The organism is Acuticoccus sp. I52.16.1, from assembly GCF_022865125.1.
In the GTDB taxonomy this organism is placed as follows: Bacteria; Pseudomonadota; Alphaproteobacteria; order Rhizobiales; family Amorphaceae; genus Acuticoccus.
The window spans coordinates 3,668,388-3,695,135 of record NZ_CP094828.1 but is presented as its reverse complement, the minus strand read 5'-3'; the positions used below and the strand labels follow the sequence as shown (position 1 = coordinate 3,695,135).

At 70.9% G+C, this 26,748-nt stretch carries 25 protein-coding genes; 9 read left to right on the top strand and 16 right to left on the bottom strand.

The features are described 5' to 3' along the window. Positions 1–71: 71 nt before the first annotated feature. Together ubiB and ubiE are read right to left on the bottom strand one after the other, a co-directional pair. Positions 72–1,643, bottom strand: coding sequence for a 2-polyprenylphenol 6-hydroxylase (ubiB, locus tag MRB58_RS16675; protein ID WP_244778235.1), 1,572 nt, complete (start codon positions 1,641–1,643; stop codon positions 72–74). Next, the gene (gene ubiE, locus MRB58_RS16670; protein WP_244778234.1) at positions 1,643–2,455 is read right to left on the bottom strand and encodes a bifunctional demethylmenaquinone methyltransferase/2-methoxy-6-polyprenyl-1,4-benzoquinol methylase UbiE; all 813 of its coding nucleotides are present in this window, start codon (positions 2,453–2,455) and stop codon (positions 1,643–1,645) included. Before ubiE ends, ubiB begins: the two co-directional genes overlap by 1 nt. A gap of 15 nt (positions 2,456–2,470) precedes the next feature. On the opposite strand from ubiE, the gene mutM reads away from it, so the two are divergent. Together mutM and MRB58_RS16660 are read left to right on the top strand one after the other, a co-directional pair. Further along, on the top strand, positions 2,471–3,340 hold the full coding sequence (gene mutM, locus MRB58_RS16665; protein ID WP_244778233.1) for a bifunctional DNA-formamidopyrimidine glycosylase/DNA-(apurinic or apyrimidinic site) lyase: 870 nt from the start codon (positions 2,471–2,473) through the stop codon (positions 3,338–3,340). Positions 3,341–3,440: 100 nt separating this feature from the next. Continuing rightward, the gene (locus tag MRB58_RS16660) at positions 3,441–5,603 is read left to right on the top strand and encodes an esterase-like activity of phytase family protein (protein WP_244778232.1); all 2,163 of its coding nucleotides are present in this window, start codon (positions 3,441–3,443) and stop codon (positions 5,601–5,603) included. A gap of 49 nt (positions 5,604–5,652) precedes the next feature. Here MRB58_RS16660 and MRB58_RS16655 read toward each other — a convergent pair whose 3' ends face one another. Then, positions 5,653–8,235 carry an ABC transporter permease gene (locus tag MRB58_RS16655; RefSeq protein WP_371747193.1) on the bottom strand — a complete coding sequence of 861 codons (2,583 nt, stop codon included), beginning with the start codon at positions 8,233–8,235 and terminating at the stop codon, positions 5,653–5,655. Further along, positions 8,232–8,933, bottom strand: coding sequence for an ABC transporter ATP-binding protein (locus tag MRB58_RS16650; RefSeq protein WP_244778231.1), 702 nt, complete (start codon positions 8,931–8,933; stop codon positions 8,232–8,234). The genes MRB58_RS16655 and MRB58_RS16650 overlap by 4 nt, the downstream gene beginning before the upstream one ends. Positions 8,934–9,271: 338 nt before the next feature. Here MRB58_RS16650 and MRB58_RS16645 point away from each other — a divergent pair, with 338 nt between their 5' ends. Further along, positions 9,272–9,772 carry a hypothetical protein gene (locus tag MRB58_RS16645; RefSeq protein ID WP_244778230.1) on the top strand — a complete coding sequence of 167 codons (501 nt, stop codon included), beginning with the start codon at positions 9,272–9,274 and terminating at the stop codon, positions 9,770–9,772. Positions 9,773–9,880: 108 nt separating this feature from the next. Here the strand turns inward: MRB58_RS16645 and MRB58_RS16640 are convergent, their stop codons facing one another. The 7 genes from MRB58_RS16640 to rpmH form a co-directional block, all read right to left on the bottom strand. Next, the gene (locus tag MRB58_RS16640) at positions 9,881–10,888 is read right to left on the bottom strand and encodes a dienelactone hydrolase family protein (RefSeq protein WP_244778229.1); all 1,008 of its coding nucleotides are present in this window, start codon (positions 10,886–10,888) and stop codon (positions 9,881–9,883) included. 59 nt (positions 10,889–10,947) lie between these two features. Next, positions 10,948–11,400, bottom strand: coding sequence for a hypothetical protein (locus tag MRB58_RS16635; protein ID WP_244778228.1), 453 nt, complete (start codon positions 11,398–11,400; stop codon positions 10,948–10,950). Between the two features lie 201 nt (positions 11,401–11,601). Then, entirely contained in the window at positions 11,602–12,015 is a 414-nt protein-coding gene (locus tag MRB58_RS16630) for a hypothetical protein (RefSeq protein ID WP_244778227.1), read from the bottom strand. A gap of 70 nt (positions 12,016–12,085) precedes the next feature. Then, positions 12,086–12,784, bottom strand: a complete 699-nt coding sequence (yihA, locus tag MRB58_RS16625) for a ribosome biogenesis GTP-binding protein YihA/YsxC (RefSeq protein ID WP_244778226.1) — start codon at positions 12,782–12,784, stop codon at positions 12,086–12,088. An 86-nt stretch (positions 12,785–12,870) separates the two neighbouring features. Next, positions 12,871–14,718 carry a membrane protein insertase YidC gene (gene yidC / locus MRB58_RS16620; protein ID WP_244778225.1) on the bottom strand — a complete coding sequence of 616 codons (1,848 nt, stop codon included), beginning with the start codon at positions 14,716–14,718 and terminating at the stop codon, positions 12,871–12,873. Continuing rightward, positions 14,718–15,074, bottom strand: coding sequence for a ribonuclease P protein component (rnpA, locus tag MRB58_RS16615; RefSeq protein ID WP_244778224.1), 357 nt, complete (start codon positions 15,072–15,074; stop codon positions 14,718–14,720). The genes yidC and rnpA overlap by 1 nt, the downstream gene beginning before the upstream one ends. A 14-nt stretch (positions 15,075–15,088) precedes the next feature. After that, complete coding sequence (gene rpmH / locus MRB58_RS16610) at positions 15,089–15,226, bottom strand: 50S ribosomal protein L34 (protein WP_244778223.1); 138 nt, start codon at positions 15,224–15,226, stop codon at positions 15,089–15,091. A gap of 267 nt (positions 15,227–15,493) precedes the next feature. Here rpmH and MRB58_RS16605 point away from each other — a divergent pair, with 267 nt between their 5' ends. The 6 genes from MRB58_RS16605 to ychF all read left to right on the top strand — a co-directional run bounded on the left by MRB58_RS16605 (position 15,494) and on the right by ychF (position 22,094). Then, positions 15,494–16,336, top strand: coding sequence for a TVP38/TMEM64 family protein (locus tag MRB58_RS16605; RefSeq protein ID WP_244778222.1), 843 nt, complete (start codon positions 15,494–15,496; stop codon positions 16,334–16,336). Further along, positions 16,336–17,739 (top strand): NAD(P)/FAD-dependent oxidoreductase, encoded by a 1,404-nt coding sequence (locus MRB58_RS16600; RefSeq protein WP_244778221.1) that lies wholly within the window; start codon positions 16,336–16,338, stop codon positions 17,737–17,739. The genes MRB58_RS16605 and MRB58_RS16600 overlap by 1 nt, the downstream gene beginning before the upstream one ends. A 115-nt stretch (positions 17,740–17,854) precedes the next feature. After that, positions 17,855–19,297 carry a HAMP domain-containing sensor histidine kinase gene (locus MRB58_RS16595; protein ID WP_244778220.1) on the top strand — a complete coding sequence of 481 codons (1,443 nt, stop codon included), beginning with the start codon at positions 17,855–17,857 and terminating at the stop codon, positions 19,295–19,297. Positions 19,298–19,505: 208 nt separating this feature from the next. Beyond that, positions 19,506–20,186 (top strand): 50S ribosomal protein L25/general stress protein Ctc, encoded by a 681-nt coding sequence (locus MRB58_RS16590; protein WP_244778219.1) that lies wholly within the window; start codon positions 19,506–19,508, stop codon positions 20,184–20,186. An 18-nt stretch (positions 20,187–20,204) separates the two neighbouring features. Beyond that, entirely contained in the window at positions 20,205–20,993 is a 789-nt protein-coding gene (gene pth, locus MRB58_RS16585; protein WP_244778218.1) for an aminoacyl-tRNA hydrolase, read from the top strand. A gap of 3 nt (positions 20,994–20,996) precedes the next feature. Then, positions 20,997–22,094, top strand: coding sequence for a redox-regulated ATPase YchF (gene ychF / locus MRB58_RS16580; RefSeq protein WP_244778217.1), 1,098 nt, complete (start codon positions 20,997–20,999; stop codon positions 22,092–22,094). A 43-nt stretch (positions 22,095–22,137) separates the two neighbouring features. Here the strand turns inward: ychF and ruvX are convergent, their stop codons facing one another. From ruvX to MRB58_RS16555, 5 genes are read right to left on the bottom strand one after another with little or no spacing between them, the layout of a single operon-like run. Continuing rightward, positions 22,138–22,617: a Holliday junction resolvase RuvX gene (gene ruvX, locus MRB58_RS16575; RefSeq protein ID WP_244778216.1), complete on the bottom strand. Its 480-nt coding sequence runs from the start codon at positions 22,615–22,617 to the stop codon at positions 22,138–22,140. Continuing rightward, entirely contained in the window at positions 22,614–23,324 is a 711-nt protein-coding gene (locus tag MRB58_RS16570) for a hypothetical protein (protein WP_244778215.1), read from the bottom strand. Before MRB58_RS16570 ends, ruvX begins: the two co-directional genes overlap by 4 nt. Continuing rightward, the gene (locus MRB58_RS16565; protein ID WP_244778214.1) at positions 23,312–24,448 is read right to left on the bottom strand and encodes a glycosyltransferase family protein; all 1,137 of its coding nucleotides are present in this window, start codon (positions 24,446–24,448) and stop codon (positions 23,312–23,314) included. Before MRB58_RS16565 ends, MRB58_RS16570 begins: the two co-directional genes overlap by 13 nt. Then, positions 24,445–25,512, bottom strand: a complete 1,068-nt coding sequence (locus MRB58_RS16560; protein ID WP_244778213.1) for a glycosyltransferase family 4 protein — start codon at positions 25,510–25,512, stop codon at positions 24,445–24,447. The genes MRB58_RS16565 and MRB58_RS16560 overlap by 4 nt, the downstream gene beginning before the upstream one ends. After that, positions 25,512–26,702, bottom strand: coding sequence for a glycosyltransferase (locus MRB58_RS16555; protein ID WP_244778212.1), 1,191 nt, complete (start codon positions 26,700–26,702; stop codon positions 25,512–25,514). The genes MRB58_RS16560 and MRB58_RS16555 overlap by 1 nt, the downstream gene beginning before the upstream one ends. Positions 26,703–26,748: the final 46 nt, after the last annotated feature.

The window sequence follows — 26,748 nt, the reverse complement described above, 5'->3', positions numbered from 1 at the left end:
CTACCACACCCTCGAAGGCACGGGCGCGCGTCGCACCACGGCGCGCGCCCGGCCGACGCGGCGCGGCGCGGTCAGAACGAGTTCCAGGCCAGCACCGCGAGGCTGACGGCGCCGAGCCACAGGGCACCGACGCGCACGAAGGAGCGGGCGAAGGCGTAACGGCCCAGCTCTTCGATGGAGCGATCGGAGATCGGCAGGCCCTTCTCCAGCGCCACCTCGAAGTCCTTCGACAGACGCTCCATCCGCTCGGCGAGCTGGGGGGCGGCGAGCGCCGCGCGGGTGATCGCCGAGAACGAATCCTGCGCCTTGCGCACCGTGGCGCCCGGCCCCAGCTCGGCGACCATCCAGTCGCGCACGACGGGCTCGGCGGTGTGCCAGATGTTGAGTTGCGGGTCGAGCGAGCGGGCGACACCTTCGACCACCACCATCGTCTTCTGCAGCATGATGAGCTGCGGCTGGGTGGTCATCTGGAAGAGTTCGGTCGTCTCGAAGAGCTGGGCCAGCAGGCGGCTCATCGAAAGCTCGGCGGCGGTGGCGTCGCGGATCGGCTCGCCCACCGCGCGCAGGGCCTGGGCGAAGAGGTCGACGTCCTGCGTCATCGGCACGTAGCCGGCGCGGAAGTGAACCTCGGCGACGCGGTGATAGTCCCGCTCGATGAAGCCGTAGAGGATCTCGGCCAGGAAGCCCCGCTCCTCGCGTGTGAGGCGGCCGGTGATGCCGAGGTCGACCGCGACGAGCGTCCCGTCCGCCTCGGCGAAGAGGTTCCCCTGGTGCATGTCGGCGTGAAAGAAGCCGTCGCGCACGGCGTGGCGCAGGAAGGTCTGCAACACGTTGCGGCCGAGGTCCGGCAGGTCGTGTCCCGCCTCGCGCAACTCGCCGACGCGCGACAGCTTGATGCCGTCGATCCACTCCATCGTCAGCACGGTGCGGGCGGTGCGGGCCCACTCGACGCGCGGCACGCGGAAGAGCTCGTCCTCGACGATGTTCTCCGCCATCTCGGACATGGCGGCCGCTTCCAGGCGCAGGTCCATCTCGAACCGGACGGAGGCGGCCAGCGTGTCGACGACGGCGACGGGCCGCAGCCGCCGCGCGCTCGGCATGAAGCGCTCCACGAAGCGGGCGGCGGTATAGTAGGCCTCGAGGTCCTTCTCGAAGCGGCGCGCCACGCCCGGCCGCAGCACCTTCACCGCCACCTCGCGCTCGCCCCGCACGTCCGTCAGCTTGGCGCGGTAGACCTGGGCGATCGACGCCGCGGCGATGCACTCGCCGAACTCGGAGAAGATGGTGTCGATCGGCGCGCCGAGGCCGGACTCGATCGCGGCACGCGCCGCTTCGTCGGGCACCGGCGGCACCTGATCCTGCAGGAGCGCCAGCTCGCCGGCGACCTCCTCGCCGACGACGTCGGCGCGGGTGGCGAGGAACTGGCCCAGCTTGATGTAGGACGGCCCCAGCCGGTCGAACGCCTGGCTGAGGCGGGCGGCCATGTCGCGCCGGCGGGCGGACGGGCGCTCGATGATGCGGATCAGCCGGATGGCGAACTTCGCCGAGGCGGGCGCGTCGTCCAGCGGCACGATGGCGAACACGCCCTCGCGCGCCAGGACGAAGCCGGCCCTCAGGAAGCGCCAGTAGGGCAGCAGTGCCATCAGATCTTGAACGCCGAGTGGATCGCCGCGACGCCGCCGGTGAACTTGCGCACCTGCACCTGCGAGAAGCCCGCCTTCTCGATCTCCGCCGCGAAGCGCCCCGGATTGGGGAAGGTGCGGATCGATTCCACGAGATAGCGGTAGGGCTCGCCGTCGCCGGCGATGAGCTGGCCCATGCGGGGGATCATGGCGAAGGAGTAGCGATCGTAGATCTTGTCCATCACCGGAATGTCGACATGGCTGAACTCCAGGCACATGAAGCGCCCGCCACGCTTCAGAACCCGGAACGCCTCGTCCAGCGCCTTCTGCCGGCGCGTCACGTTCCGGATGCCGAAGGCGATGGTGTAGACGTCCTGCGAGCCGGTCGGCAGCGGCATCTCCTCGGCATTGGCGGTGACGAAGCGGCACGGCGTCGTCGGCCGGATGCGCTTGGCGTCGCGCTTGGTGCCCTCGATCAGCATCTCGGTGTTGATGTCGCACACGGTGATGGCGCCGTTCTGCTCGATCCCGCGGGCGATACGGAAGGCGATGTCGCCCGTACCGCCGGCGACGTCGACCACGTTGAACGGCCGGGCCGGACGGCGGGGCGCGCCGAGCCAGGAGACCATGGCGTCTTTCCACACCCTGTGGAGCCCGCCCGACATCGCGTCGTTCATCACGTCGTAGCGGCTTGCGACGGTGTCGAATACGCGGTTGACGAGTCCCTGCTTCTCCTCGACCGGGACGGTGCGGAAGCCGAAGGACGTTTCCATGTGGGTCGCCTTTCCAATCAGTCGGCGGAACACATAGCGGCCTCGGCCCCGCGGGGCCATGGAAAGGTGCAACGAATGCCTGAGCTTCCCGAGGTGGAGACGGTTCGCCGCGGTCTGGCGCCGGTGATGGAGGGCCGGCGGATCGAGGCGGTCCGCCTGGCGCGGGCGGATCTGCGCTTCCCCTTTCCGCCCGGCTTCGCGGCACGGCTCACCGGTCGGCGCGTCGAGCGGCTGGGCCGGCGGGCCAAGTACCTGCTCGCCGGGCTCGACGACGGGACGACCCTGATCGCCCATCTCGGCATGTCGGGCGCCTTCCGTGTGGAGGGGCTGCTGCCGCCGGGGCAATTCGTCTACCCCAAGGGCAAGATCGCCGCGCACGATCACGTGACGCTCGAACTCGACGGGGCGACGATCATCTACAACGACCCGCGCCGTTTCGGCTTCATGACGCTGGCCGACACCGCCCTCCTCGACCAGCACCCCTACTTCGCCCACCTCGGGGCCGAGCCGGTGGCGGGGGGCGTCACCGCCGGGAGCCTCGCCAAGGCGCTGGCGGGCAAGAAGACGCCGCTGAAGGCCGCGCTGCTGGACCAGCGGGTGATCGCCGGCCTCGGCAACATCTACGTCTGCGAGGCGCTGTGGCGCGCGAAGCTGTCGCCGCGCAGGCTGGCGGGAACGCTGGTCCGCCAGGACGGGCGGCCGGGCGCGGCGCTGGTGCGCCTGACGGCGGCGATCGTCACCGTCATCGAGGAGGCGATCGCCGCCGGCGGCTCGTCGCTGCGGGACTATGTGGCGGCGGACGGCTCGCTGGGGCGCTTCCAGCACACGTTCGCCGTCTACGGGCGCGAGGAGGACCCCTGCCCGCGCCCCGCCTGCGACGGCACGGTGGCGCGCATCGTCCAGGGCGGCCGCTCCACCTTCTTCTGCCCGCAATGCCAACGCTGAGCGGGCCGCGCCCGGTCGTTTCGCGTGACGACACAGGACCGTCATAAACGTATCACCAATCGGCCCTAACACGTCGCGCAGACGAAATAAGGGGATCGCGATGAAGACGACGTCTCTTGTGACTGCGGCGCTGTTGTGCGCCGTGGCGGGTCAGGCGCAGGCGGAGGCGTTCAATCGCATCGCCGCCTTCGAGGTGCCGCTGAACCTGCCCGAGGGCGCCGACCCGGCGACCGAGACCTCGGCCGAGATCATCGCCGCCACCGCCGACGGGATGACGGTGGTCTATTCCGACAGCCCCCTCGGCGCCCTCGGCATCGTCGACATCACCGACCCCGCGAACCCGGCGCCGGGCGGCTCGGTCGACCTCGGCGGCGAGCCGACGTCGGTCGCGGTCGTCGGCGGCAAGGCGATTGCCGCGGTCAACACGTCAGAGAGCTACACGGCCCCGTCCGGCCTCCTCAAGGTGATCGACCTCGCCACCAAGGAGGTCACCGCGTCCTGCGCTCTCGGCGGGCAGCCCGATTCCATCGCCGTCGCGCCGGACGGCCGCTTCCTCGCCGTCGCCATCGAGAACGAGCGCGACGAGGACCTCGATGACGGCGTCATCCCGCAGATGCCCGCCGGCAGTCTCGTCATCGTTCCGCTCGCCAACGCGGGGCCCGACTGTGCCGGACTGAAGACGGTCGACATGACCGGCCTCGCGGAGATCGCGCCGGAGGACCCGGAACCGGAGTTCGTCTCCATCAACGCCGCCGGCGACATCGCGGTGACGCTTCAGGAGAACAACCACATCGTCATCGTCGGCGCCGACGGGACGATCCTGTCGCACTTCTCCGCCGGGTCGGTCAGGCTCGACGGGGTGGACGTCGCCGAAGAGGGCGCGCTTTCCTTCACCGGGTCGATCAGCGCCAAGCGCGAGCCGGACGCGGTGGTGTGGATCGACGAGAACCACATCGCCGTCGCCAACGAGGGCGACTACGAGGGGGGCAGCCGCACGGTCTCCATCTTCGACCGCGAGGGCAACGTCGTCTGGGATTCGGGCACCGAGATCGAGTATGCGCTCGCCCGCACCGGCCACTACCCGGAGAAGCGCTCCGAGAACAAAGGCGGCGAGCCGGAGGGCCTCGCGTTCGCCGTGTTCGACGAGACGGCCTACCTCTTCGCCCTCTCCGAGCGCGGCTCGGCGGTCGCGGTGTTCGACCTTTCGGCCGACACGCCGACCCTCGTCGGCCTGCTCCCCTCGGGCATCGCGCCGGAGGGCGCGGTGGCGATCCCGGCCCGCGGCCTTCTCGTCACGGCCAACGAGGCGGACCTCGGCGAGGACGGCGGCGCGCGCTCGCACGTCATGATCTACCGCCTCGAGGACGCCGCGCCGACCTACCCGACGATCATGTCGGACGCCGAGGCGACGCCGCCGATCGGCTGGGGCGCCCTCTCCGGCCTCGCCACCGACCCGGACGCGCCGGGCACGCTCTACGCGGTGAACGATTCCTTCTACGCCACGCAGCCGACGATCTTCACCATCGACGCGACGCAGACCCCCGCGATCATCACCGACGCGCTCCCCGTCACCCGCGACGGCGCGCCGGCCGAGAAGCTCGACCTCGAGGGCATCACGCTCGACGGCGAGGGCGGCTTCTGGCTCGCCTCCGAGGGCAACACCGACAAGGACGTGCCGCACCAGCTCCTCCACGTGGACGCCGGCGGCGCCATCGTCGCGGCGGTGCCGTTCCCGCCGGTGCTCCTCGAAGGCGAGAAGCGCTTCGGCGCCGAGGGTGTCGCGATGGTCGACGGCACGCTGTGGGTGACGATCCAGCGCGAGTGGGGCGACGACCCGAAGGGCATGGTCAAGCTCGTCGCCTATACGCCGGCGACCGGCGCATGGGGCGGCGTCCACTACCCGCTCGACGACGCCGAGACCGGCTGGATGGGCCTCTCCGACATCGCCGTCCACGGCGACCTCGCCTACATCCTGGAGCGCGACAACCAGATCGGCTCGGCCGCCGAGGTGAAGCGCATCTACTCGGTGCCGCTCGCCGCGCTGAAGCCGGCGTCCCTGGAAGGCGAGCTGCCGGAGGTCGACAAGACCCTCGTGCGTGACCTCCTGCCCGACATGGCAGCCTTCCACGGCTACATCGTCGACAAGGTGGAGGGCCTCGCGATCGGTGCCGACGGCACCGGCTACCTCGTCACCGACAACGACGGCGTGGACGATTCCTCGGGCGAGACCTTCTTCTGGTCGGTCCCGCACCTCGCCGACTGAGCGCCGGGAGCGCAGCCCACGGCGCTCCCAACCTCCCCCGGCCGGCGCGCTACAGGGTGCGCAGCACGGTGGCGGGCCGCTCGCCCAGCGCCCGCCACGTGCCCAGGAGGCCGAGGCCGACCGTCACCACGATCGCCAGCAAGACGGCCGCCAGCGCCGCGCCGGGCATGAAGACGAAGTCGATCTCCATGAGGTCGGCCACGATGAACCAGCCCGCGAGCGAGCCGGCGACGACCGAGAACACCGCCGCCGCCGCGCCCAGAAGCACATATTCGAGCCCGTAGGCCAGCAGCAGCGTCCGCCGCCGTGCGCCCAGCGTCTTGAGGATCACGGCATCGTAGATCCGGCTTCGGTGGCTCGCAGCCAGCGTCCCCGCCAGCACCAGGATCGACGAGAACAAGGTGATCGACGCGGCGACGCGCACCGCCAGGACGAGGTCGGCGACGATCCCGTTCACCGCCGCCAACGCATCCTTCACGCGAATGCTGGTGACCGTCGGAAAGGCATCGGTGATCCGGCGCAGGATGTCGAGCTCGGTGGTCTCGTCTCCGCCGCCGGGCAATGCGAGGGTCGCGAGATGCGCGTGCGGCGCGCCGGCGAACACGTTCGGCGAGAAGATCATCACGAAGTTGATGGTCAGCGAATCCCAATCCACCGTGCGCAGGTTGGTGATCTCGGCGTCCATTTCCCGGCCGAGCACGTTGACCCGCAACGTATCGCCGACGCCCACACCCAGCTCCTCGGCAAGGTTCGCCGCGAAGGAGACCTCCTTGCGCGTGGTGTCGGCGTCCCACCACCGCCCGTCCACCAGTTCGCTGCCCTCGGGCAGTTGCGCGGCATAGGTGATCCCGCGGTCGCCCTTCAGCACCCAGGCCGCCTCCGTCTCCGGCCAGTCCTCGGATGAGACGCCGTCGATCGAGACGATCCGCCCCCGCAGCATCGGCTGCGCCCGGACCGTCGCCTCCGGCGCGATCGCGTCCAGCTCGGCCAGGAAGGCGTCGCGCTGGCCGCTCTGAATGTCGACGAAGAAGAAGCTCGGCGCCTGGTCCGGGAGGGTCGAGGTCAGGGTCTGGCGCAGGTTGCCGTCGATCTGCGACAGCGCCACCAGCAGCGTCAGGCTGAGGCCGAGCGAGAGCGTGACCGTCGGCGTCAGCGCCCCGCGCCGGTGCATGTTGGCGATCGCCATGCGAACGGTGGTGCGCCGGCTGCGCGGCACCCGTGCCGCGATCGCCATGATGACCACGGACACGCCGCGGAACATGCCGAAGACCGCGATCGCGCCGACCACGTAGTAGAGCGCGAGCCAGCGGTCGTAGGCGGTGAGGATGACGAGGGCCGCCAACAGCACGCCGGAGCCGAGCGCGGCCACCGCGAACCCCGCCGGGGTGCCGACGGCGTGGTCGGCATCGCCGCGCAAGAGCACGATCGGCCGGATGCGGTCGGCCCGCGCCAGCGGCAGCAGTGCGAAGGTCAGCGCCGTCAGCGCGCCGAACAGGGCCGCCAGCGCCAGCGCGCCCGGAAACACGGTGTTCAACGCCGACACGGGCAGGATGCCGGCGAGGAAAATCGCCGCGATCGGCGGCGCCGCGGCTCCCAGGAGGACGCCGATCGCGATCCCGATCGCCGCCAGGATGGCGATCTGCAGCAGATAGAGCGTCGTGACGAACCGCCGCGTGGCGCCCAGCGCGCGGAAGGTGGCGATCTGCATCCGCTTGCGGCCCAGATAGGCGCGCACCGAATTCGCCACGCCGACCCCACCCACGGCCAGCGACGTGAGCCCGACGATCGTCAGGAATTGCGCGAACCGCTCGATCGATTCGCGCAGGCGCGGCGCCGCGTCGAGACGGGTCTCGACCCGCCACCCGGCAAGGGGGAAGTCCGCCCGCGCGCTCTCGACGAGGCGGTCGAGGGTCTTGTCGGAGAACGGCGCGTCCTCGCCACGGATCCGATAGTGCCAGCGGACCAGGCTGCCGGTGGTCACCAGCCCGGTCGTCTCCAGCCCCGCGAGCGGCATGATCACGCGAGGGCCGAACGCCAACCCGCCCGACAGGCGGTCCGGCTCGCGCTCGATCACGCCCACGATGCGCGCCGTCGCCCGCCCGATCTCGACGTCTTCGCCGACGGCGACGTCGGCCGTGGTCAGCAGCGTCGCGTCGACGAGGATCGGCACCCGGCCCGGCGGCGCCGCCGCGAACGCCTCGGCGGCGGTGCGGCCGTCATCGAGCCGCAGGTCGCCGTAGAGCGGATAGGCGCCGTCGACCGCCTTCAACTCGACCAGCATCTGCCGGCCGCTCGCCGGACGGGCCATCGCGCGCAGCGTCGCCACGGTCGACAGCCGGCCGTTCTCGGCGAAGAAGGCCGCCTCCTCCGGTCGCGCCTGGCGATGCATCAGCGAAAAGCTGACGTCGCCGCCCAGCAGCGACTGCCCCTCCGCCGTGATACCCTGGACCAGCCCGTGCGACAGCGAATTGACGGCCGCGATCGTCGCCGTGCCGAGCGCGATGCAGGCGAGGAAGACGTAGAACCCCCGCAGGCCGCCCCGCATTTCCCGCAGCGCGTAACGCCAGGCGAGGTGAACCGGCAACCGCCCGCCCGCACGTCGCGCCGGGAGCGACAAGGCGGCCTCGCTCACGCGCCGACCTCGAGCGCCGGCGCGGCGGGTTCGAGCCGGCCGAGGTGTACGCGGACCGTCCGGTCGCAGCGCTGCGCGAGGCGGGCGTCGTGGGTGACGAGGATCAGCGTCTGCCCGCGGTCGGCCTGGGCGGCGAACATGAGGTCGATGATGCCCTGCCCGGTGGCCTCGTCGAGGTTGCCGGTGGGCTCGTCGGCGAGGAGGACGGCAGGCGACGGCGCCAGCGCCCGCGCGACCGCCACACGCTGCTGCTCGCCGCCGGAAAGCTCCGCCGGGTAGTGCTGCGCCCGCTCCGCCAGCCCGACGCGACGCAGCTCGGCCAGCGCCCGGTCCCGCGCATCCACCACCCCACTCAGCTCCAGCGGCACGGCGACGTTCTCCCACGCGGTCATGGTCGGTATCAGGTGGAAGGACTGGAACACGATGCCGATCTCGCGGCCCCGGAACACCGTCAGCTCATCCTCCGACAGGGCCGTCAGCTCGCGGCCGCTCACGCTCACGGTGCCACGGTCCGGGCGCTCCAGCCCGGCGAGGATCATCAACAGGGTCGACTTGCCCGAGCCGGACGGGCCGACGATGGCGAGCGACTGGCCCGTCGCCACCGTCAGTTCGACGCCGCGCAGGACCTCGACCGCGGACGTGCCGCGGCCCAGCGTCAACGCGACGTCTCGCGCCTCGATCACGGCATGGGAAGACATGGAGCATCCTTTCGCGATCGTGGCGGCAGCGGTCTCGGACTTAGGTATGATGCAGATGGCGCAAGGCAAATGCCGACGGCAGCACTCCGCGGCGACAAAAGCGACGCAGTCCGGCCCCGCGCGGCGCCCGCCCCTGTGCGCGCCTGTCCGCGGGTGCCCTCACGGCGGGCGCCCGACGCCGGGATCGAGCCGGGATATGGGGCAGGCGGGGCGATGCTGTGGCGCACCAGACACGCCTCCCGCCCGAGCGCGCGTCTGGCCCCCGTGATTCTTTCGCGCGTGTTGAAAAACGGCGTGCGCTCGGTCAGACACATCGAAGTGTGTGAAGGGGAATGGCCATGGTTCGATTCGCCGCGGCGCTTATAGCCGCCGTCCTGGTGTGCCAGGCGCCGGTGGTCCAGGCCGCCGATCTCGCCGCCGAGCCGGTGCAAAAGGCCAAGCGTTGCAACATCTTCAACAACTACTTCATTTGGGGCGACCCGACTGATTGCCCGAATGACGAAGACGTTCCGGCCTGCACGTCGAAGACGGTCGTGAGCGCGGCGCTGCGCTTCAGCAACCGCGCCAGCCCCGCCTACCGCGTCCCGCGCGTGAAGACGTTCACCGCCATCGGCGAGCTTCCCCAGAGCGTCTACAATCCCAGCCCGCTGGTGCGGCGCTACTGCGAGGGCTCAGTCCAGCTCGACAACGGCGACCATGCCCGCGCCTACTATTTCGTCGAGGAAGACTCCGGTTTCGTCGGCATCTCCTGGAACGTCTACGTCTGCATCGACGGGTACGACCGCTGGCGCGTCTACGACGGGCGCTGCCGCGTGGCGATCCCCGCCCCGCCGCGCTGACCGGCGGCACCCGGCACCCATCGATGACGCCGGACTCCCCGCCTCGCTCCCCCCACCGACATCACGCCCGCGGGAAGACCCTCGCGGGCGTTTTTCGTCGGGGTGCCGTCAGTCCGGCGCGTGCGGGAACAGGACCGGGTTGAGGAAGGCCGCGAGGTCGGCGTTGGAGCGCCGGCGCACCGCCTCGTCGCCGCCGATCAGGTAGCCGTCGCGGCTGGCGCACAGCGAGAGGATCGTCGCGCGGGTCGCAGCGTCGGTCATCGTCAGCGTCGAGTATGTGTCGCGCACGGTGTTGTCGGCGTCGACGGTGAAGCGGCAGCCGGCGATGTGCACCGGCGCCTTCCATTGCCGCTGCGACCCGTCCCAGCGATGACGCGCATCGTAGTGGCGCACGGTCACCGCGGAACCGCCGCGCCGCAGGTCGTCCGCCAGGAGGCGACACTGGGCGGGGTCGACGATGGCGTCGCGGTCGCCCCACAGCATGAGGACCGGGGCGCCCGTGGTGGTGACGTCCTCGAACCGGGCGATGCAGGGGCCGTAGAAGGCGACATGCGCGGCGAAGGCCAGCGGCGGATCGTAGGTTTCGGCCACCTGGCGATAGGACGCGTAGACCGACGACATCGCCCCGTAGGAGAAGCCGATCAGCGCCGTGCGTGCGGCATCGACCTCGGGCCGGGCGTCGAGCCAGGCGAGGGTCGCGAAGGCGTCGGCGAGGGCCATCGCCTCCGTCGTCGTCATCAGGCGCTCGATGAAATCGCCGGTGTCGCGCGGGCCGAACACGTCGACCACGGCGACGGCGACCCCCTGCCCGGCCAGCTCGCGCGCGTAGCGGCCCTCCCGGCTGCGGCTCACCCCGCCGGCGCCGTGCAGCAGGATCACAGCGGGCGCGGGCATCGCGGCGCTGGCACCGATGGCGGGGAAATACCGCACCGAGGCGGCCTGCGCCGGGGCATCGCCGCGCGCGGCGTCGGCGAGGCCGAACGGACTGGTGCTCATCACCGGCGCGTCGACCGGGGCGACGGCCGCCTCGTGCCAGTCGCCGTCGGCGGCGAGGTCGGCGGCGACGGGTGTGCTCAGCACGAGGAGAGCGGCGGCGAAGAGGAAACATTGGCGCATGCGCGCAATGTCGGGCGAAGGGGGCCGCGGGATCAAGCGAGCGCCTTGCCGCAGCCGGCTCAGAGCCGAGACAGCGCTTCCAGCTCGGGAAACGGCTGATAAACGGCGCCTTTGCCGTGCATCTCGGTGCATTGCGGGTGGGCCTCGGACGCCGATCGGACGCTGCGGCCTCCGAGATCGAACTGCACGATGCGCCGGCCGACATATCCGCCGAATCCGTTCCGCGCGTTGAGCTGGACGCAGACGATGGTGCGCGCCGGCGACGCGCCGTCCGCCTGGACCGCGGAGGAGGAGATTTCCGCGTCCCGGATCGAGTAGGGGTCGCGAAACGCGCCGCGGACGTAGCCGACGATGGCGTCCTTCTGCCAAGCCGCCGGCGGCCCCTCCACGATGACCGGCACCTCGACGTCGACGATCTCGGGCGCCTTCGTCTTGAAGACGTCGAGGTTGGCGCTGCATGCCGCGGCCGAAAGGGCCGCGGCCGCCGAGACGAAGACGCGAAGACTCAGCATGGCTTCTCACCGAGCGCTCATTCGTCGTTAGATTGAAATGAAGCGCCAGCAAACACAACCGAAGACTGCGGCGCACTTCCCCCTAGGCCACCGCCGGAACGCGGGTTGTGACGGTTCGGTCACGACTTCGGCGTCATATGCCCTGCCCACCGCCGGGCGGTGGGGCGGTCCTGCGCGCCGCTCGCCTCGCCGCTGCGGCCGTCAGGGACACTCGCTGTGGTCGACCCAGCGGCGTTTCAGCCAGCCGGCGATCGTCTGGTCGCCACCGTAGAGGCGCACGGGGCACCAGCGCGCTCCGAGCGGCACGTCGCCGGGAGTGCAGGTCGCCAGTTCCTCGCGGTGCACCTCGAAGAGGTCGGCCTGGGCGAGGCCCTGCGCGTCGATCGCGATGATGTAGGGGCTGTCCCAATCGATCGTGGCGACGACGGGGGCGGCGGACGAGGGCTCGGCCCGCACGTTGAGCGGATCGCCGGGACCGGCGTTGGCGCGGTAGCAGCCCCAGCCGGACGTCGCGGCGGCCGGAGATACGCCGATCAGCGCCACGGCGATCGAGGTCAACGTCACGAGGGCCGGGGCAATTAGGGCCGAGGGGCGGGCGGCGATGGCGATGCGCATGGCGGGGTCCTCCGCGAGGGCGGCAGGCCGACGCCATCGCCGCCCAGCGTCAACCGCGGCCCGGCCGGGCTCAGCCGCGTTGGGCTGCGAGGGTGGCGATGGCGGCGCGCAGCTCGGCGATGCCCTCGCCCTTGGCCGCGGAGGTCATGAGCACCTGCGGGTGCGCGGCCGGGCGCCGGCGCAGCGCCTCTTCGGTGGCGGCGATCGCGGCGGCTTGGGCCGAGCCGGCCTTGTCGCACTTCGTCAATACGGCCTGGTAGGAGATGGCCGCCTCGTCCATCACCCCCATCGCCTCGACGTCGACCGGCTTGGGGCCGTGTCGCGCGTCGATCAGGAGATAGACGCGGGCGAGGTTCGGGCGACCTCGCAGGTAGTCGAACACCAGGGCCGTCCATGCCGCGACCTCGACCTTGGGGGCCTTGGCGTAGCCGTAGCCGGGCATGTCCACCACGACGGGGCCGACCCCGTCGGACCGGGCGAAGAGGTTGAGCGCGCGCGTCCGGCCGGGAGTGTTGGACGACCGGGCGAGCTGCTTCTGCCCCACCAGCGCGTTGAGGAGCGACGACTTGCCGACATTCGAGCGGCCGGCGAACGCGACCTCCACCGGCCCCGAATCGGGCAGCTGGTTGATGGCGTGGCAGGCGCGGGTGAATACCCATTCGCCGGCGAACAGCATGCGGCCGGCCTCGAGCGCGGCGTCGGCCTCGGCCTCGCCCGCTGCGTCGTGAGACGGCCCGCCGGACGGAACGGCCGCAGCGTCCGCGGTCATGGCGCCGGACGCGCCGGAACCCGGCGCGGAGGCACCGGGCTCCGACGGGGCGGTCGGCCCGCCCCGCTTGGGATTGGATGCGCCGGTCAGGTGGCGCTCTTTTTCTTGTCGCCGCGTTTGAACAGGCCCGAAATGTTGCCCCACAGCTCCACCTTCACGCCGTGCCGGCGCATGATGACGTACTGCTGCAACACCGACAGCGAGTTGTTCCACGCCCAGTAGATCACCAGACCCGCCGGGAAGGAGGCGAGGAGGAAGGTGAAGAAGATGGGCATGATGTTGAAGATCATGGCCTGCGTCGGATCGGGCGGCGACGGGTTCATCTTCATCTGCAGCCACATGGTCACGCCCATGATGAGCGGCCACACGCCGATGTGCAGGAAGCTGCCGATCATCGGCACCGCCATCGGGTCGAACGGCAGCAGGCCGAACAGGTTGAAGACCGTGGTCGGATCCGGTGCGGAGAGGTCGTGGATCCAGCCGAAGAACGGCGCGTGCCGCATCTCGATGGAGACGAACAGCGTCTTGTACAGCGAGAAGAAGACCGGGATCTGGATGACGATCGGGATACAACCGGCGAGCGGGTTCACCTTCTCCTTCTTGTACAGCTCCATCATCGCCTGTTGCTGCTTCACGCGGTCGTCTTTGTACCGCTCCTGCATCTGCTTGATCTTGGGTTGCAGAGCCTTCATCTTCGCCATCGACGTGTAGGCACGCTGGGCGAGCGGGAAGAACAGGAGCTTGACGAGGACCGTCGCGATCAGAATGGCGACGCCGAAGTTGCCGACGATGCCCTGGATGAAGTCCAGGAGATAGAACATCGGCTTGGTGATGAAGTAGAACCAACCCCAGTCGATCAGCAGGTTGAAGCGATCGATGCTGAGGGAGTCCTCGTAGGACTGGATCAGCTTGGTCTTCTTCGCCCCGGCGAACACACGGTTGTTGACGGCGGTCGACTCGCCCGGCGCGATGGTCAGCGCGTCGGCCAGATAGTCGGCCTGGTAGGCGGGGACGCCGTTGGGCGTGCGGTAGAGGAAGCGCGGCGTGAAGGTCGTGCCCGGGTCCGGGATGACCGTCGTCGCCCAGTACTTGTCCGTGATGCCGAGCCAGCCGGATCCGGAGTGGGCGAGCGCCTGCGTGCCGTCCTCGGCGACGTTCTTGTAGCTCTCCTGGACGAGGCCTTCTTCACCCAGGACGCCGATGAAACCCTCGTGCAGGATGAAGTAGCCGAGCGTCTCGATCTGCCCCTCGCGGCGCACGCGGCTGTAGGGGTGCAGCGCGATCGGCTCTTCGGTGTTGTTGGTGACCGTCTGCTCGACGGTGAACATGTAGTGGTCGTCGACCGAGATGGTCCGGTTGAAGACGACGCCGGCGCCGTTGTCCCACGACAGGGTGATCGGCGTGTCGGGCGTGAGCCGCTCGCCGGTGGTCAGCTCCCACACGGTCGCGGACGTCGGCACGGCGATGTCCTGGCCGGTGGCGGGGACCCAGCCGGTCTCGACGAAATAGGGCTCGGCGGTGCCGGCGGGGGCCAGCAGCACGACCTCGTCGGACGATTTGTCGGGCGTGACGTGGTAATTCTTGAGCTTCAGATCGTCGAGCCGGCCGCCGGCGAGGTTGATCGACCCGTCCACGCTGGGGGTCTCGATCGGGACGCGCGGGGCGGTGGTGGCGGCGGTCAGGTCGCCACCGGGGGTCTGTGCCTGCGGAGTGTCGCTGCCCTCGGCGCGGGGGGCGGACGGAATGTCGCTCCCCGGCGCGGCGGCGTTGGGGCTCGCCGCGTCGACCGCATCGGTCTGCTGATTGAGGACCTGCTGTTGCTGCTCCACCTGCCGCTGCGCATCCAGCTGCGGCTCGATGAAGAAGAACTGCCATAGGACAATCACCGCCAGCGACAGGCCGATGGCGAGGAACATGTTGCGATTGTCGCCCATTACGCTCTCTTTCGGACCACTGGTCGGTCGAGTTTCGCGCCCGCTGCGCCGAGCGCCTGTCGTAGCTCGTCGCCGAGACGGGCATACGGCGCGCCGAGCGTCTCCCGGCGGGCCACGATCACATAATCCGTGGCGCCGTCGAATTCACGCTGAAATTCGGACGCAATTGCACGCAGGCGCCGTTTGATACGGTTGCGCACCACCGCATTGCCGACCTTCTTCGTCACCGTGAAGCCGACACGCGGACCGGGAATCACCGGCTCGCCCACCTCGCGGCGGCGCGCCTGGAGCGTGAATTCCGGCCTATGTACACGAATGCCTTTAGCGACGGCCTTGAACTCGGACCGCCGCTTCAATCTCGCTGGACCGGTCAGGCCGACAGCTTCTTGCGGCCCTTGGCGCGGCGGGCGTTGATCACCAGGCGGCCACCCTTGGTGGCCATGCGGGAGCGGAACCCGTGGCGACGCTTGCGCACGAGCTTGGAGGGTTGATAGGTGCGTTTCGTCATGACCGCCTCGCCTGAACGACGGTGGCCCGCGCATCGCGCGCTCTGAAGCGCGGCCGCATCCCTCCCGTCGGAACAATGAAAAAGGGAGCGCTCGGCCCCCTGACTCCCGTTTCTATATGAATGCGCACCGCCAGTGTCAACGCGCCGCCGTTCGAGAACGGGGACCAAAGCGCGGTCACGCAACCTTGAGGACCGCGCGATCTCGCAACGGAGGAGCGCGATTGCTACGTCTTCCTATCTTCCAGGCGTGAAAGGATCGGAACGCTGATGGCGCGCACCGAGCAGCGAGACCGGCATGTTCCCCTCGGGGCCTCGCCCCCAAGCCGGAACCCCGCCCCCCTCGCCGCGGACGACGGGGCGCCGCGGCGCCGGCTGTCGCTGCGGCGGCTGTGGCCGTTGGCGGTGATCGCGGCGGCGATGGTGCTGTTCTATGCGCTCGGCCTCCAGGACCGCCTGTCGTTGGAGAGCATCATCCGCCACAACGAGCGGCTGCGCGACGTCGTCGACGCCCACTTCGTCGCGACCATGGGGGCCTATCTCGCCCTCTATGCGTTCGCGGTGGCGGTATCCTTTCCGGGGGCGAGCCTGATCACCATCGTCGGCGGCTTTCTCTTCGGCGCGGTGCTCGGCACGTCGCTCACCGTCGTCGCGGCGACGGCGGGGGCGGTGGCGATCTTCATCGCCGCGCGCTCCTCGCTGGGCGGCGTGCTGCGCGAGAAGGCCGGCCCGCTCGCCAAGCGCTTCGCCGACGGCTTCACCGAGAACGCGTTTCACTACCTGTTATTCCTGCGCCTCGTGCCGCTCTTCCCGTTCTGGCTCGTCAACGTCGCGCCGGCGCTGTTCGAGGTGCCGGTGCGGACCTACGTGCTGGCGACCGCGATCGGCATCATCCCCGGCACCCTGGCCTACACGCTGGTCGGCAACGGCCTGGGCGGGTTGATCGCGGCGCAGGAGCGCGCCAACCCCGGCTGCGTCGAGGCCGGCACCTGCCGGATCGAGCTGAGCGCCCTCCTCACCCCCGGCCTGCTGGCGGCGATCGTCGCGCTGTCGGCCGCGGCGCTGATCCCGGTGGCGGTGAAGCGCTGGCGCCGAGCGAAGGCGGCCGCCTGATGTCCGACACACTCTATGATATCTGCGTCGTCGGCGCCGGCTCGGCGGGGCTCACCGTCGCGGCCGCGGCGGCGACCTTCGGCCAGCGCGTGGTCCTGGTGGAGCGCGGCAAGATGGGGGGCGACTGCCTCAACTACGGCTGCGTCCCCTCCAAGGCGCTGATCGCGGCGGCCGCGCACGCGCACGCCGCCCGCGCCGGCGCCCCGTTCGGCGTCCACGCCACGCCGCAGGTCGACTATGCGGCCGTCCATGCCCACGTGCACGGCGTCATCGCCGGCATCGCGCCGCACGATTCGGTGGAGCGGTTCGAGGGGCTGGGCGTCACCGTGATCCAGGCGGACGCGCGCTTTACCGGGCCTGACGTGTTGGAGGCGGGCGGACGCACCATCCGTGCGCGTCGCTTCGTCATCGCGACCGGGTCGAGCCCCGTGGTGCCGCCGATCGAGGGGCTCGCCGCCTGCGACCCGCTCACCAACGAGACCCTGTTCGATCTCACCGCCCTGCCGGCGCGTCTGGCGATCATCGGCGGCGGGCCGATCGGCTGCGAGATGGCGCAGGCGCTGCAGCGGCTGGGCGCGGCGGTGACGGTGGTGGAAGGCGCCGCCCTGCTCGGCCGCGAGGATCCGGACGCCGCCGCCGTCGTGCGCGAGGCGCTGAGCGCGGAGGGCGTCCGCCTCATCGAGGGCACCGGGGTCGCGCGTGCCAGTCGCGAGGGCGAGGAGAAGACCCTCCACCTCGCCGACGGGCGAACCGTGACGGCGGATGCCGTCCTCGTCGCCGTCGGCCGCCGGCCGAACCTCGATCTCGGCCTCGAGGCGGCGGGCGTCGCGGCGACGGCGAAGGGCATCACGGTCGACAAGCGCCTCACCACAAGCAACCGGCGCATCTTCGCCATCGGCGACGTCACCGGCGGGTTGCAGTTCACCCACGTCGCGGGTCACCAGGCGAGCCTCGCGGTGAAGGCGATCGTCTTCCGCCTCCCCGTCACCTACGACCCGGCGCTGATGCCGCGCTGCACCTACACCAGCCCCGAGGTCGCCCAGGTCGGCCTCACCGAGGCGGAGGCGCGGGCCGCGGACCCGAAGGCGAGCGTCTGGACCGCCCCCCTGTCCGGCAACGACCGCGCGCGGGCCGAGGGCGCGACGGCCGGCTTCGTCAAACTCGTCCTGTCGGGCCGCGGCAAGTTGATGGGCGCGACGGTGGTGGCGCCGACGGCGGGCGACATCATCGCCACCTACGCGCTGGCGCTGGCGGCCAAGGTGAAGCCGGCGACCATCGCCTCCTTCACGCCCGCCTATCCGACGCTCTCCGAGGCGGGCAAGCGCGCCGCGACCAGCTACTTCGGCGAGAAGCTGGACAAACCCTGGGTGCGCAAGGTGCTGGGCGTCCTCAAACGCCTCTGAACGGGGCCGCCTTCCCGCCATGGTGCGACCTCCCCGCCACGCTCGGGGGCGGCGTTTACGAATCGCCAACTCTCTTGTGCCGCCTTCGCCCGTCGTGGGCTAAGGTGCGAACATCATGGCGATCGTGACGCAAACGGAGCGTGTGTCGGCACGCGCATCGCTCGGGACGAAGCTGCTCGTCCTGACGATCGTGTTCGTCATGGTGTCGGAAATTTTCATCTTCGTGCCGTCGATCGCCAACTACCGCGACAATTGGCTGAACGATGCGCATCGCAACGCCTCCGTCGCCGCGGCGATCATCGCCGAAACTCCGAACGTGCCCGAAGGTCTGAAGCTGCGCCTGCTGACGGCGACGAACACCATCGCCATCTCGCACCGCGAGGGCAACCGGCGGCGCCTGCTGGCGATGGCGATGCCGCCCACCAGCGTCGATCGGCACATCGAGCTCGGCAACGAGACGATCCTGCAATCCATCGTCTCCGCGTTCGACACGCTGTTCGCGCCCAATGGACGGATCATCCGCGTCACCGCGATGCCGGAGGGCCTCGACGAAGAGGTCGACATCATCCTCTCCGAAACGCCGCTGCGTCAGGCCATGCTCGCCTATTCGTGGAACATCCTGGCGTTGTCGCTGATGATCTCGATCGTGACGGCGATCCTCGTCTACATGTCGCTGCGGTGGCTCTTCGTGCGCCCGGTGCGGCGGCTGGCGGACGCGATGATTGACTTCGCGCAGGATCCCGAGGACGCCAGCCGCACGATCATACCCTCCGGCCGGACCGACGAACTGGGCGAGGCCGAGCGCAGCCTGGCCGCCATGCAGCACCAACTCGCCGACACGATGACCGAGCGGCGACGGCTCGCCGAGCTCGGCCTCGCGGTCTCCAAGATCAACCACGACCTCAGAAACCTCCTCGCCTCGGCGCAGCTCTTCTCGGATCGCCTCGCCATGGTGCAGGATCCGACCGTGCAGCGCTTCGTGCCGAAGCTGGTGCGCGCGCTCGACCGGGCGGTCGGCTACACGTCGGGCGTGCTCGCCTACGGCCGCGCCGGCGAGGCCCCGCCCAGCCGCCGCCTGGTGGACCTTCACCACCTCGCCGCGGACGTGGGCGAGATCCTCGGCCTCGACACGCACCCCCACATCGATTTCCGCATCATCATCGAGGACGAGATCGAGATCGACGCGGACCCGGACCAGCTCTATCGCGTGCTGATGAACCTGTGCCGCAACGCCCTGGAGGCGTTGGAATCCAACACGCACGACAGCGTGGTGCGGCGTCTCGCCATCGCGGCGGAGCGCACCGGCTCGGTGGTGCGGATCGTCGTGTCCGACACCGGCCCCGGCATCCCGGCGAAAGTGCGGCAGAACCTCTTCCAGCCGTTCAAGGGCAACGGCCGGCGCGGCGGCACGGGCCTCGGCCTCGCCATCTCGGCCGAGCTGGTGCGCGCGCACGGCGGCAGCCTCGTCCTGATCGACGCGCCGGCCGGCGCCAGCTTCGAAATCACGATCCCCGACCGGCCGATCGACCTCTCGGTCCGTCGTGCCGCCATCGCCTGACGCCTCGCCTCCTCGCCGGGCCGCGCACGCCGACCCGCCCGCATCGGCGCGCGGACGCCGGGCGGGCCCGCCCGTCACCCCTTGCGCTCGTTCCCTCGGACCCTTATAGCACCCTCGCCCGCACCCCTGGAGGCGGGACGCGCCGCTGTGCGCGGATGCCGGCGCCCACGAGGCCTCCGGCATCAGTTTTACACCGAAGGAGAGTACGATGGCTGAAGGCTTCGAGCTGAAGGCCGACGTGCGCGAACGGACGGGCAAGGGGGCCGCGCGCGCACTGAGGCGAACCGAAATGATTCCCGCCGTGATCTACGGCAACAACGAGCCCCCGCTCGCGATCGCGATCCCGTGGAAGCAGACCACGCTGGCGCTCTACGCCGGTGGCTTCAAGACCCACGTCTGGAGCATCGACGTCGGCGGCAAGACGATTCAGGCCCTGGCCCGCGACTACCAGCGCGACCCGGTCAAGGAGCGCCTGCTCCACGTCGACTTCCTGCGCGTCACCGCCCGCTCGCGCGTCACCGTGGACGTCCCCGTGTCGTTCGTCAGCGAGGACGAGTGCCCCGGCATCTCGCAGCAGGACGGCGTCCTCAACGTCGTCGCGCACTCGGTCTCCGTTGAGGCCGGCGCCACCACGATCCCCGAGCACATCGAGGTCTCCCTCGCCGGGCTCGAGATCGGCGCGACCATCATGTCCGACCAGGTCACCCTCCCCTCCGGCGTGACCTTCACGCACGAGGAGGCGTTCACGATCGCCACGATCACCGCCCCGGTGGAAGAGGTCGTCGAGGACGAGGCCGAGGAGCACACCGAGGTTCCGACCACCGGTGACGACGCCGAGGCCGGCGAAGACGGCGCGGACACCACCGAGTCCGACGGCGAGAACCAGTAACCGACCCGGGGTCCCCCCATGCTGAAGCTCATCGTCGGCCTCGGGAACCCCGGCAAGGAGTACGCCATGAACCGCCACAATGTGGGGTTCATGGCGCTCGACCGCCTGCACGACCGCTGGAGCGGCACGCCCTGGCGGACCAAGTTCCAGAGCGAGATCGCGGAGGCCACCATCGACGGCACCCGCGTCCTCCTCGTGAAGCCGATGACGTTCATGAACGTCTCCGGCCACGCCGTCGCCGAGGCGGCGCGCTTCTATAAAGTCGACCTCGACGACATTATCGTCGTCCACGACGAGATCGACCTGCCCCCCGGCAAGTTCAAGATGAAGACCGGTGGCGGCACCGGCGGCCACAACGGCCTCAAGTCCATCTCCGGCCTCATGAAGGACGGCTATCGGCGGCTGCGCGTCGGTGTCGGCCATCCGGGCCGTAAGGAGCTGGTCCCCGGCTACGTCCTGAAGGACTTCCCCAAGGCCGACGGCGAGTGGCTGGACCCGCTACTGACCGCGATCGCCGAGGAGGCGGGGCTGCTCGCCAAGGGCGACGACGCCAAGTTCGCCTCGAAGGTGCACCTGCGCCTGGGCGACGGGGCCAAGTCGACCGGGGCGGCCCGCCGCGCGGCGCGCTCCGCCGCCCGCGCCGAGGCCGAGGCCAACCCCGAGGCCAACTCCGGTGCCGGTGCCTCCGATCCGACGCCGCGACCGGCGGAACCGAAGACCATCAAGCTCGCGCCCCTCGCGCCCGAGCGGAAAGACACATCCGCGTCCGGCCCCTTCGCCGCGCTCGCAAACCTCCTCAGGAAGTAAGCCATGGGTTTCAAATGCGGCATCGTCGGCCTGCCGAACGTCGGCAAGTCGACGCTGTTCAACGCGTTGACGAAGACCGCGGCGGCGCAGGCGGCCAACTATCCGTTCTGCACCATCGAGCCGAACACCGGTGACGTCGCCGTCCCCGATCCGCGCCTGACCAAGCTCGCCGCCATCGCCAAGTCCGCCAGCATCGTGCCGACGCGGCTGACCTTCGTCGACATCGCCGGCCTCGTGCGCGGTGCCTCCAAAGGCGAGGGCCTCGGCAACCAGTTCCTCGCCAACATCCGCGAGGTGGACGCCATTGCCCACGTTCTGCGCTGCTTCGAGGACGACGACATCACCCACGTCGCCGGCGCCATCGACCCCGTCGCCGACGCGGAGACGGTCGAGACCGAGCTGATGCTGGCCGACCTCGAGAGCCTGGAGCGCCGCGCCACCAACCTGCGCAAGCGCGCGACCGGCGGCGACAAGGACGCCAAGGCCGAGGTGGAGCTGATGGACCGCGCCATCGCGCTGCTGCAGGACGGCCGTCCGGCGCGCGAGCTGGAGCTGACGCCCGAAGAGCGCCGCCCGTTCAAGATGCTGAACCTCCTGACCGGCAAGCCGCTCCTCTACGTCCTCAACGTGGAGGAGGCGTCCGCGGCGAGCGGCAACGCCATCTCGGCCCGCGCCGAGGCGATGGCGAAGTCCCAGGGTGCCGCCTCCGTCGTCATCTCGGCGGCGATCGAGGCCGAGGTGGCCCAGCTCGCCCCGGAGGAGCAGGCCGAGTTCCTGGAGACGCTCGGGCTCGAGGAGCCGGGGCTCGACCGGCTGATCCGCGCCGGCTACGGCCTCCTCGACCTCATCACCTACTTCACCGCCGGCCCCAAGGAGGCCCGCGCCTGGACGATCCGCGACGGCACCCTCGCCCCGCAGGCCGCCGGTGTGATCCACACCGACTTCGAGAAGGGCTTCATCCGCGCCCAGACGATCGGGTTCGACGACTACGTCACTCTCGGCGGCGAGAACGCGGCCAAGGACGCCGGCAAGGCCCGCGACGAAGGCAAGGACTACCGCGTCCACGACGGCGACGTGATCCTCTTCAAGTTCAACCGCTGAGCGGCCCCCGCCGTGGCGGCGCCGTCACCCTCGCCGGACCGGCTCAGCCCTTGAGCGGGTAGTCCAGCGCTCGCAGGCGGTCCAGGGCGCCTTGCAGGATGATCGTCGCGGCCATCTTGTCGATGCTCTCGCGGCGCTTGGCGCGCGAGGTGTCGGTCTCGATCAGGGCGCGCTCGGCGGCGACGGTGGACCAGCGCTCGTCCCAGGCGATCATCGGGCGTTCGGAGAGCTTGGCCATGTTGCGCGCGAAATCGCGCGTCGACTGCGCCCGCGGGCCGGACGTTCCGTCCATGTTGAGCGGCAGGCCGACCACGAAGGCGGCCACGTTGTAGCGCGTCGCCAGCGCCAGCAGCGCCTCCGAATCGGCCTTGAACTTGGTGCGACGGATCGTCTGCAGCGGCGTCGCGATGCGCCACCCTTCGTCCGACACCGCGATGCCGATGGTCTTGGTGCCGAAATCGAGGCCGAACAGCGCGCCCTCGAGGTGGCCCATCTCCTCGATCGGCAGGAACGGGCCGGTCATTGCGGAAAGAGCCGTGCGGCGTCGGTCCACGTCGCGCCGGGGTGGCGGGCCACCAGGACCGCGAACCGTCTCACGAACTCACTCACCGTATCCGTCTCCACCGCATGGTGCGTCAACAGGCCGATCGGCCCGCCCGCAGCAAGACCCCGCCGCACCATCCGCGTCAACGCCTCATCCGAGGCGAGGCCGCGATCGCCGCGCCAGGCGACCGGATCGATGTGCGTGTCGACCCGCCGGATCGGCGTATCCGCCGCGCCGGCGCCGAACTGCGAGACGCCGCGGTAGCCGGCATCCTCCAGCGCCGCGGCGAGGTCGGGCCGCATGCGGTTCCACGGCGGCACCATCACCGGCACGAACCCGGGCACCGCGAGACGGCCCCGCAGGAGGACCAGCTCGTCGATGATCTCGCCGACGCCGCGCGCGTCGCCCAGTTCGGCGCTCTTGCCGCTGGTCTGGTGGTTGTCGTGCGCGGCGCCGTGCTGGAGGACGTGGGTGCGCCCGTCGCACCAGGCGAGCAGGCGCACGTCGACCATCGCCGGGATCACCGCCAGCGCCACCGACGCGCCGCACCGCTCCGCCAGCCCCACCGTCCGCTCGAGACGCGGACCGATGGCGACGGCGTCGTCGTCGCGCCACCAGACCTCGACCCGCCGGCCCGCCTCGGCCGCGGCGTCGAAGGCCTGTTCGAGGAGCGTCAGCGCCTGCATCGGGCAACCTCCATGAGGATCGCGGCGGCATGGTCTGCACCGTCGAGGTCGATATCGGGGCGGTCGGGCGGCGGTGCGGCCTTGGCGGCGGCGACCATCGCGGCGAGGCGCCCCGGCGTCAGGTCCGCCTCGGCGATCACCGCGGCGAGGTCCCGCGCGGCGAGAGCGCGGGCGCGGTCGGTCTGCTCGGTCTCGTCATGCGCGGCGAAGGGCACGAAAATCGCCCGCACGCCGGCCGCCAGCACGTCGAGCGCCGTATTGTAGCCGGCCTGGCTGACCGAGAGCGCAGCCCGGCCCAGCAACACGCGAAAGTCGGGCCGGTTCGGCTCCAGCAATACGTTCCCCCCCGCCGCCGCCCGCCACGCGGGAAGGTGCGCCGCGAGGCCCTGGGGCACGAGGATGCGCCACGCCGTCGCCGTGTCGTACGCGGCGGCGCCGATCGCGGCCTCCACCAGAGCCTGCCCCACCGCGCCGCCACCGCAAGAGACGATCGTCTCGCCCGTCCCCTCACCCGGCCCCGCGTCCGCGCTCGGCGCCGCGGCGGCGCCGTGGACGAAGCCGGTGTAGCGGATCCGGTCCTCGATCAGGTTCGCCGCCGGGAAACTGTCCGCAAGGGTGACGAAGCGCGGGTCGGCGTGGACGAGCACCAGGTCGGCCGTCCTCCGCGCCAGCTCCGCCATCTCGGCGGCCTTCACCGGCGATTTGCGCACCAGCACGTCGCGAACCGAGGTGGCGACGACCGGGCGCGGCGCAGGGAGGGCTCGCAGCACGGGGTCGATCTCGGCGCGGAAGGCCCGGCGACCGAGGGGGAAGGTCTCCAGGAGCAGCACGTCAGGCGCCGCCCGCGCCACGGCGGCGGCGAAGGCCGCGGCGCGTTCGCCGGCAACGTCGGCGTAGCTGCGCCCGTCCGCGGTGCGCAGAGTGGTGAACGTCGCGTCGGTGGCGAGCACCGGTTCGAGCTGCACCGTCCGAAGGCCGTCGAGCGTCAGGGTCGGCGGTGGCACGGCCCCGAGGACCAGCGTCACCTCCGCACCGCGCGCGGCGAGGGCACGGCCGATGGCGGCGGCCCGCACCGTGTGTCCGGTCCCCAGGAGGTGCTGCACCCAGATGACGACGCGGGTCACGCCGGCGCACCCGCGTGGGCCAGCAGCGCGTCGAGGCGGGCGCGGCCGGCGATGAGGTCGTTGGCCGCCGCGAAAGCCGTGGCGTTGGCGGACATGGCGGCGAGGCGCTCCGGGTCGTCGAGGAGGGTGAGGACGGCGTGGGCGAAGGCGGCGGGGTCGCCCGGCGGGACGAGGAGCCCGGTCTCCCCGTCGCGCACCACGTCGATCACCCCGCGCGCGCGGCCGCCGACCACCGGCAGCCCCGCCGCCTGCGCTTCGAGGAAGGTAAAGCCGAACGGCTCGTCGATCGCCGGCCAGACGAAGAGCGCGGCGCGGGCGTAGAGTTCGGCGAGGGCGTCGTGCGTGAGGAGGCCGGCGAACGTGCCGGCGGGAAAGAGCGCGGCCAGCGCGTCCCGCTCGGGACCGTCGCCGGCGAGGGTCAGCGTCACGTCCGGCCGCGCGGCGCGCACGCGGCGGAACGCGTCGGCGAGGACGCGCACACTGTGCGCCTTGCGGCCCGGGCGCAGCATCGCCGCACACACCAGCGCCCGCGGGTCGCGGGCCGCCGTCCGGCAAAACGGCGCGACGTCGACGAAGGGCGCGAGCGGGACGACCTTGCCGGACGCGTGGTCGACGAGCGCGGCGCGGTCGTTCGCGGTGACGGCCCCGAGCGCGCCGGCGGCGTCGAGCGCCGCATCGGCCAGCGCGAAGCCGCGCGCCCATTCGCCCGTCGCCCGGCGCGGCGCCCGGCTGGGCTCGACGATCGCGTACGGCCGGGCGAAGCGGCGCGCCAGCGGCGGCCCCAGGAGATCAGGGGCCTTGTGGTAGTTGTGGTAGGTGAGGATCGCGCCGGGCGCACCGCCGGCCCGCCACGCGGTGGCGATCCGCTCGACCTCGAGCGCGGCCTCGGCCTCGACGGCGGGCAGATCGTGCGGGGTGCGGCACCACGTGCGCAGGGCGGAGGGGAGCGTCACCTCGTGTCCGCCCGAGACCAGCGCGGCGCGGATGAGGCGGGCGAAGGTGCGGTCCCCGGACGGCACCGGGTGGTCCGGCGGTTTCATCGGCGTCAGCAGAGCGATCCGCATCACGCCGCCTGGCGCGACGACATCGTCTCGGTGAGGCGGGCGGCGATGTGGTCGATCCCGGGGTCGGGCGAGAAGTGCGCCGCGACCCGTGCCGCCCCCGCACGGCCGAGGCGCACCCGGTCCCCCGGCGCCTCGGCGAGACGCGACAGTGCGGCGGCCAGAGCGGCGGGGTCGCGCGGCGGCACCAGGATGCCGGTCTCCTCGGTGACGATCTCCGGAACGGCCGACACCTCGGTCGAGACCACCGGCAGCCCCATCGCCATCGCCTCCATGATGACGTTGGGGAGACCGTCGCGGTCGCCGTTGCGGGCGATGCGGCTCGCCAAGACGAAGACGTCGGCACGGCGGTAGGCCTCGACCACCTCGCCCCGCGGCGCGGCGCCGAGGAAGGCGACGCGCTCGGCGATCCCCAGCCGCTCCGCCTGCGCCTTCAACTTCGGCACCAGGGCGCCGCCGCCGATGTGCTCGAACCGCCAGTCACCGGGGAGTTTGGCGAGCGCGCGCAGCACGTCGTCGAGGCCCTTCTTCTCCACCGCGCGGCAGACCGACAGGAGCCGCAACGGCCCCTCCCCCTTGCCGGCGACCGGTGCGAACGGCGACAGGTCCAGCCCGTGGTAGACGAGATCGACCGGACGGCGCCCCGGCACCAGCGCGTTGAGAACGTCGCGATTGGTGGCGGTGCAGGTGGTACCCCAGGCGGCCTCGGCGAGCTTTTGGGAGAGGTCCCACTCGGGCGTCGTGTAGATGTCCTTGGCGTGCGCCGAGAAGGCGAAGGGCAGCCCCGTCATGATCGAGGCGTAGCGCGCCACCGATGCGGGCGTGTGCAGGAAGTGCACGTAGATCATGCCGACGTCGGCCGGCATCTCGGCCGCCAGCACCGCGGCCTGGCCCCAACGGCGGCGCCGGCTGGCATTGGGCTCGCGCTTCAGGTCGGCGCGGTAGGCGGCCTCAGCGGCGGCGTATCCGGGCAGGTTCGCAGCCACGCCGCGGGCGGCGGCGACCCGCTTCGGGTCGTCCTTCAGGTACTCGGGAAGATAGAGCACCGGGGCGTCGATCTCGCGGTGGACGTCGTGAACGACGCGCTCGGTCGGATGGCGCAGCGAGACGATCGTCAGGTCGAGCCCGCGCCGTTGCAGGCCGAGGATCTCCTGCGCGACAAACGTCTCCGACAGGCGCGGATAGCCTTTCACCACGACCGCGACGCGACCGCCCGGCCGCCCGCTCCCTCCCCATCGC

Bases quoted from the DNA above. Each gene is read 5' to 3' on its own strand.
- rpmH (WP_244778223.1), bottom strand. From the start codon at position 15,226: ATGACGAAACGCACCTATCAACCCTCCAAGCTCGTGCGCAAGCGTCGC.
- ruvX (WP_244778216.1), bottom strand. From the start codon at position 22,617: ATGACCGGCCCGTTCCTGCCGATCGAGGAGATGGGCCACCTCGAGGGC.
- ubiB (WP_244778235.1), bottom strand. From the start codon at position 1,643: ATGGCACTGCTGCCCTACTGGCGCTTCCTGAGGGCCGGCTTCGTCCTG.
- ubiE (WP_244778234.1), bottom strand. From the start codon at position 2,455: ATGGCCCCGCGGGGCCGAGGCCGCTATGTGTTCCGCCGACTGATTGGA.
- mutM (WP_244778233.1), top strand. From the start codon at position 2,471: ATGCCTGAGCTTCCCGAGGTGGAGACGGTTCGCCGCGGTCTGGCGCCG.
- MRB58_RS16650 (WP_244778231.1), bottom strand. From the start codon at position 8,933: ATGTCTTCCCATGCCGTGATCGAGGCGCGAGACGTCGCGTTGACGCTG.
- ychF (WP_244778217.1), top strand. From the start codon at position 20,997: ATGGGTTTCAAATGCGGCATCGTCGGCCTGCCGAACGTCGGCAAGTCG.
- yihA (WP_244778226.1), bottom strand. From the start codon at position 12,784: ATGACCGCGGACGCTGCGGCCGTTCCGTCCGGCGGGCCGTCTCACGAC.
- MRB58_RS16605 (WP_244778222.1), top strand. From the start codon at position 15,494: ATGGCGCGCACCGAGCAGCGAGACCGGCATGTTCCCCTCGGGGCCTCG.
- MRB58_RS16630 (WP_244778227.1), bottom strand. From the start codon at position 12,015: ATGCGCATCGCCATCGCCGCCCGCCCCTCGGCCCTAATTGCCCCGGCC.
- MRB58_RS16645 (WP_244778230.1), top strand. From the start codon at position 9,272: ATGGTTCGATTCGCCGCGGCGCTTATAGCCGCCGTCCTGGTGTGCCAG.
- yidC (WP_244778225.1), bottom strand. From the start codon at position 14,718: ATGGGCGACAATCGCAACATGTTCCTCGCCATCGGCCTGTCGCTGGCG.
- pth (WP_244778218.1), top strand. From the start codon at position 20,205: ATGCTGAAGCTCATCGTCGGCCTCGGGAACCCCGGCAAGGAGTACGCC.
- MRB58_RS16590 (WP_244778219.1), top strand. From the start codon at position 19,506: ATGGCTGAAGGCTTCGAGCTGAAGGCCGACGTGCGCGAACGGACGGGC.
- MRB58_RS16570 (WP_244778215.1), bottom strand. From the start codon at position 23,324: ATGCAGGCGCTGACGCTCCTCGAACAGGCCTTCGACGCCGCGGCCGAG.
- MRB58_RS16635 (WP_244778228.1), bottom strand. From the start codon at position 11,400: ATGCTGAGTCTTCGCGTCTTCGTCTCGGCGGCCGCGGCCCTTTCGGCC.
- MRB58_RS16660 (WP_244778232.1), top strand. From the start codon at position 3,441: ATGAAGACGACGTCTCTTGTGACTGCGGCGCTGTTGTGCGCCGTGGCG.
- MRB58_RS16600 (WP_244778221.1), top strand. From the start codon at position 16,336: ATGTCCGACACACTCTATGATATCTGCGTCGTCGGCGCCGGCTCGGCG.
- MRB58_RS16560 (WP_244778213.1), bottom strand. From the start codon at position 25,512: ATGCGGATCGCTCTGCTGACGCCGATGAAACCGCCGGACCACCCGGTG.
- MRB58_RS16595 (WP_244778220.1), top strand. From the start codon at position 17,855: ATGGCGATCGTGACGCAAACGGAGCGTGTGTCGGCACGCGCATCGCTC.
- MRB58_RS16640 (WP_244778229.1), bottom strand. From the start codon at position 10,888: ATGCGCCAATGTTTCCTCTTCGCCGCCGCTCTCCTCGTGCTGAGCACA.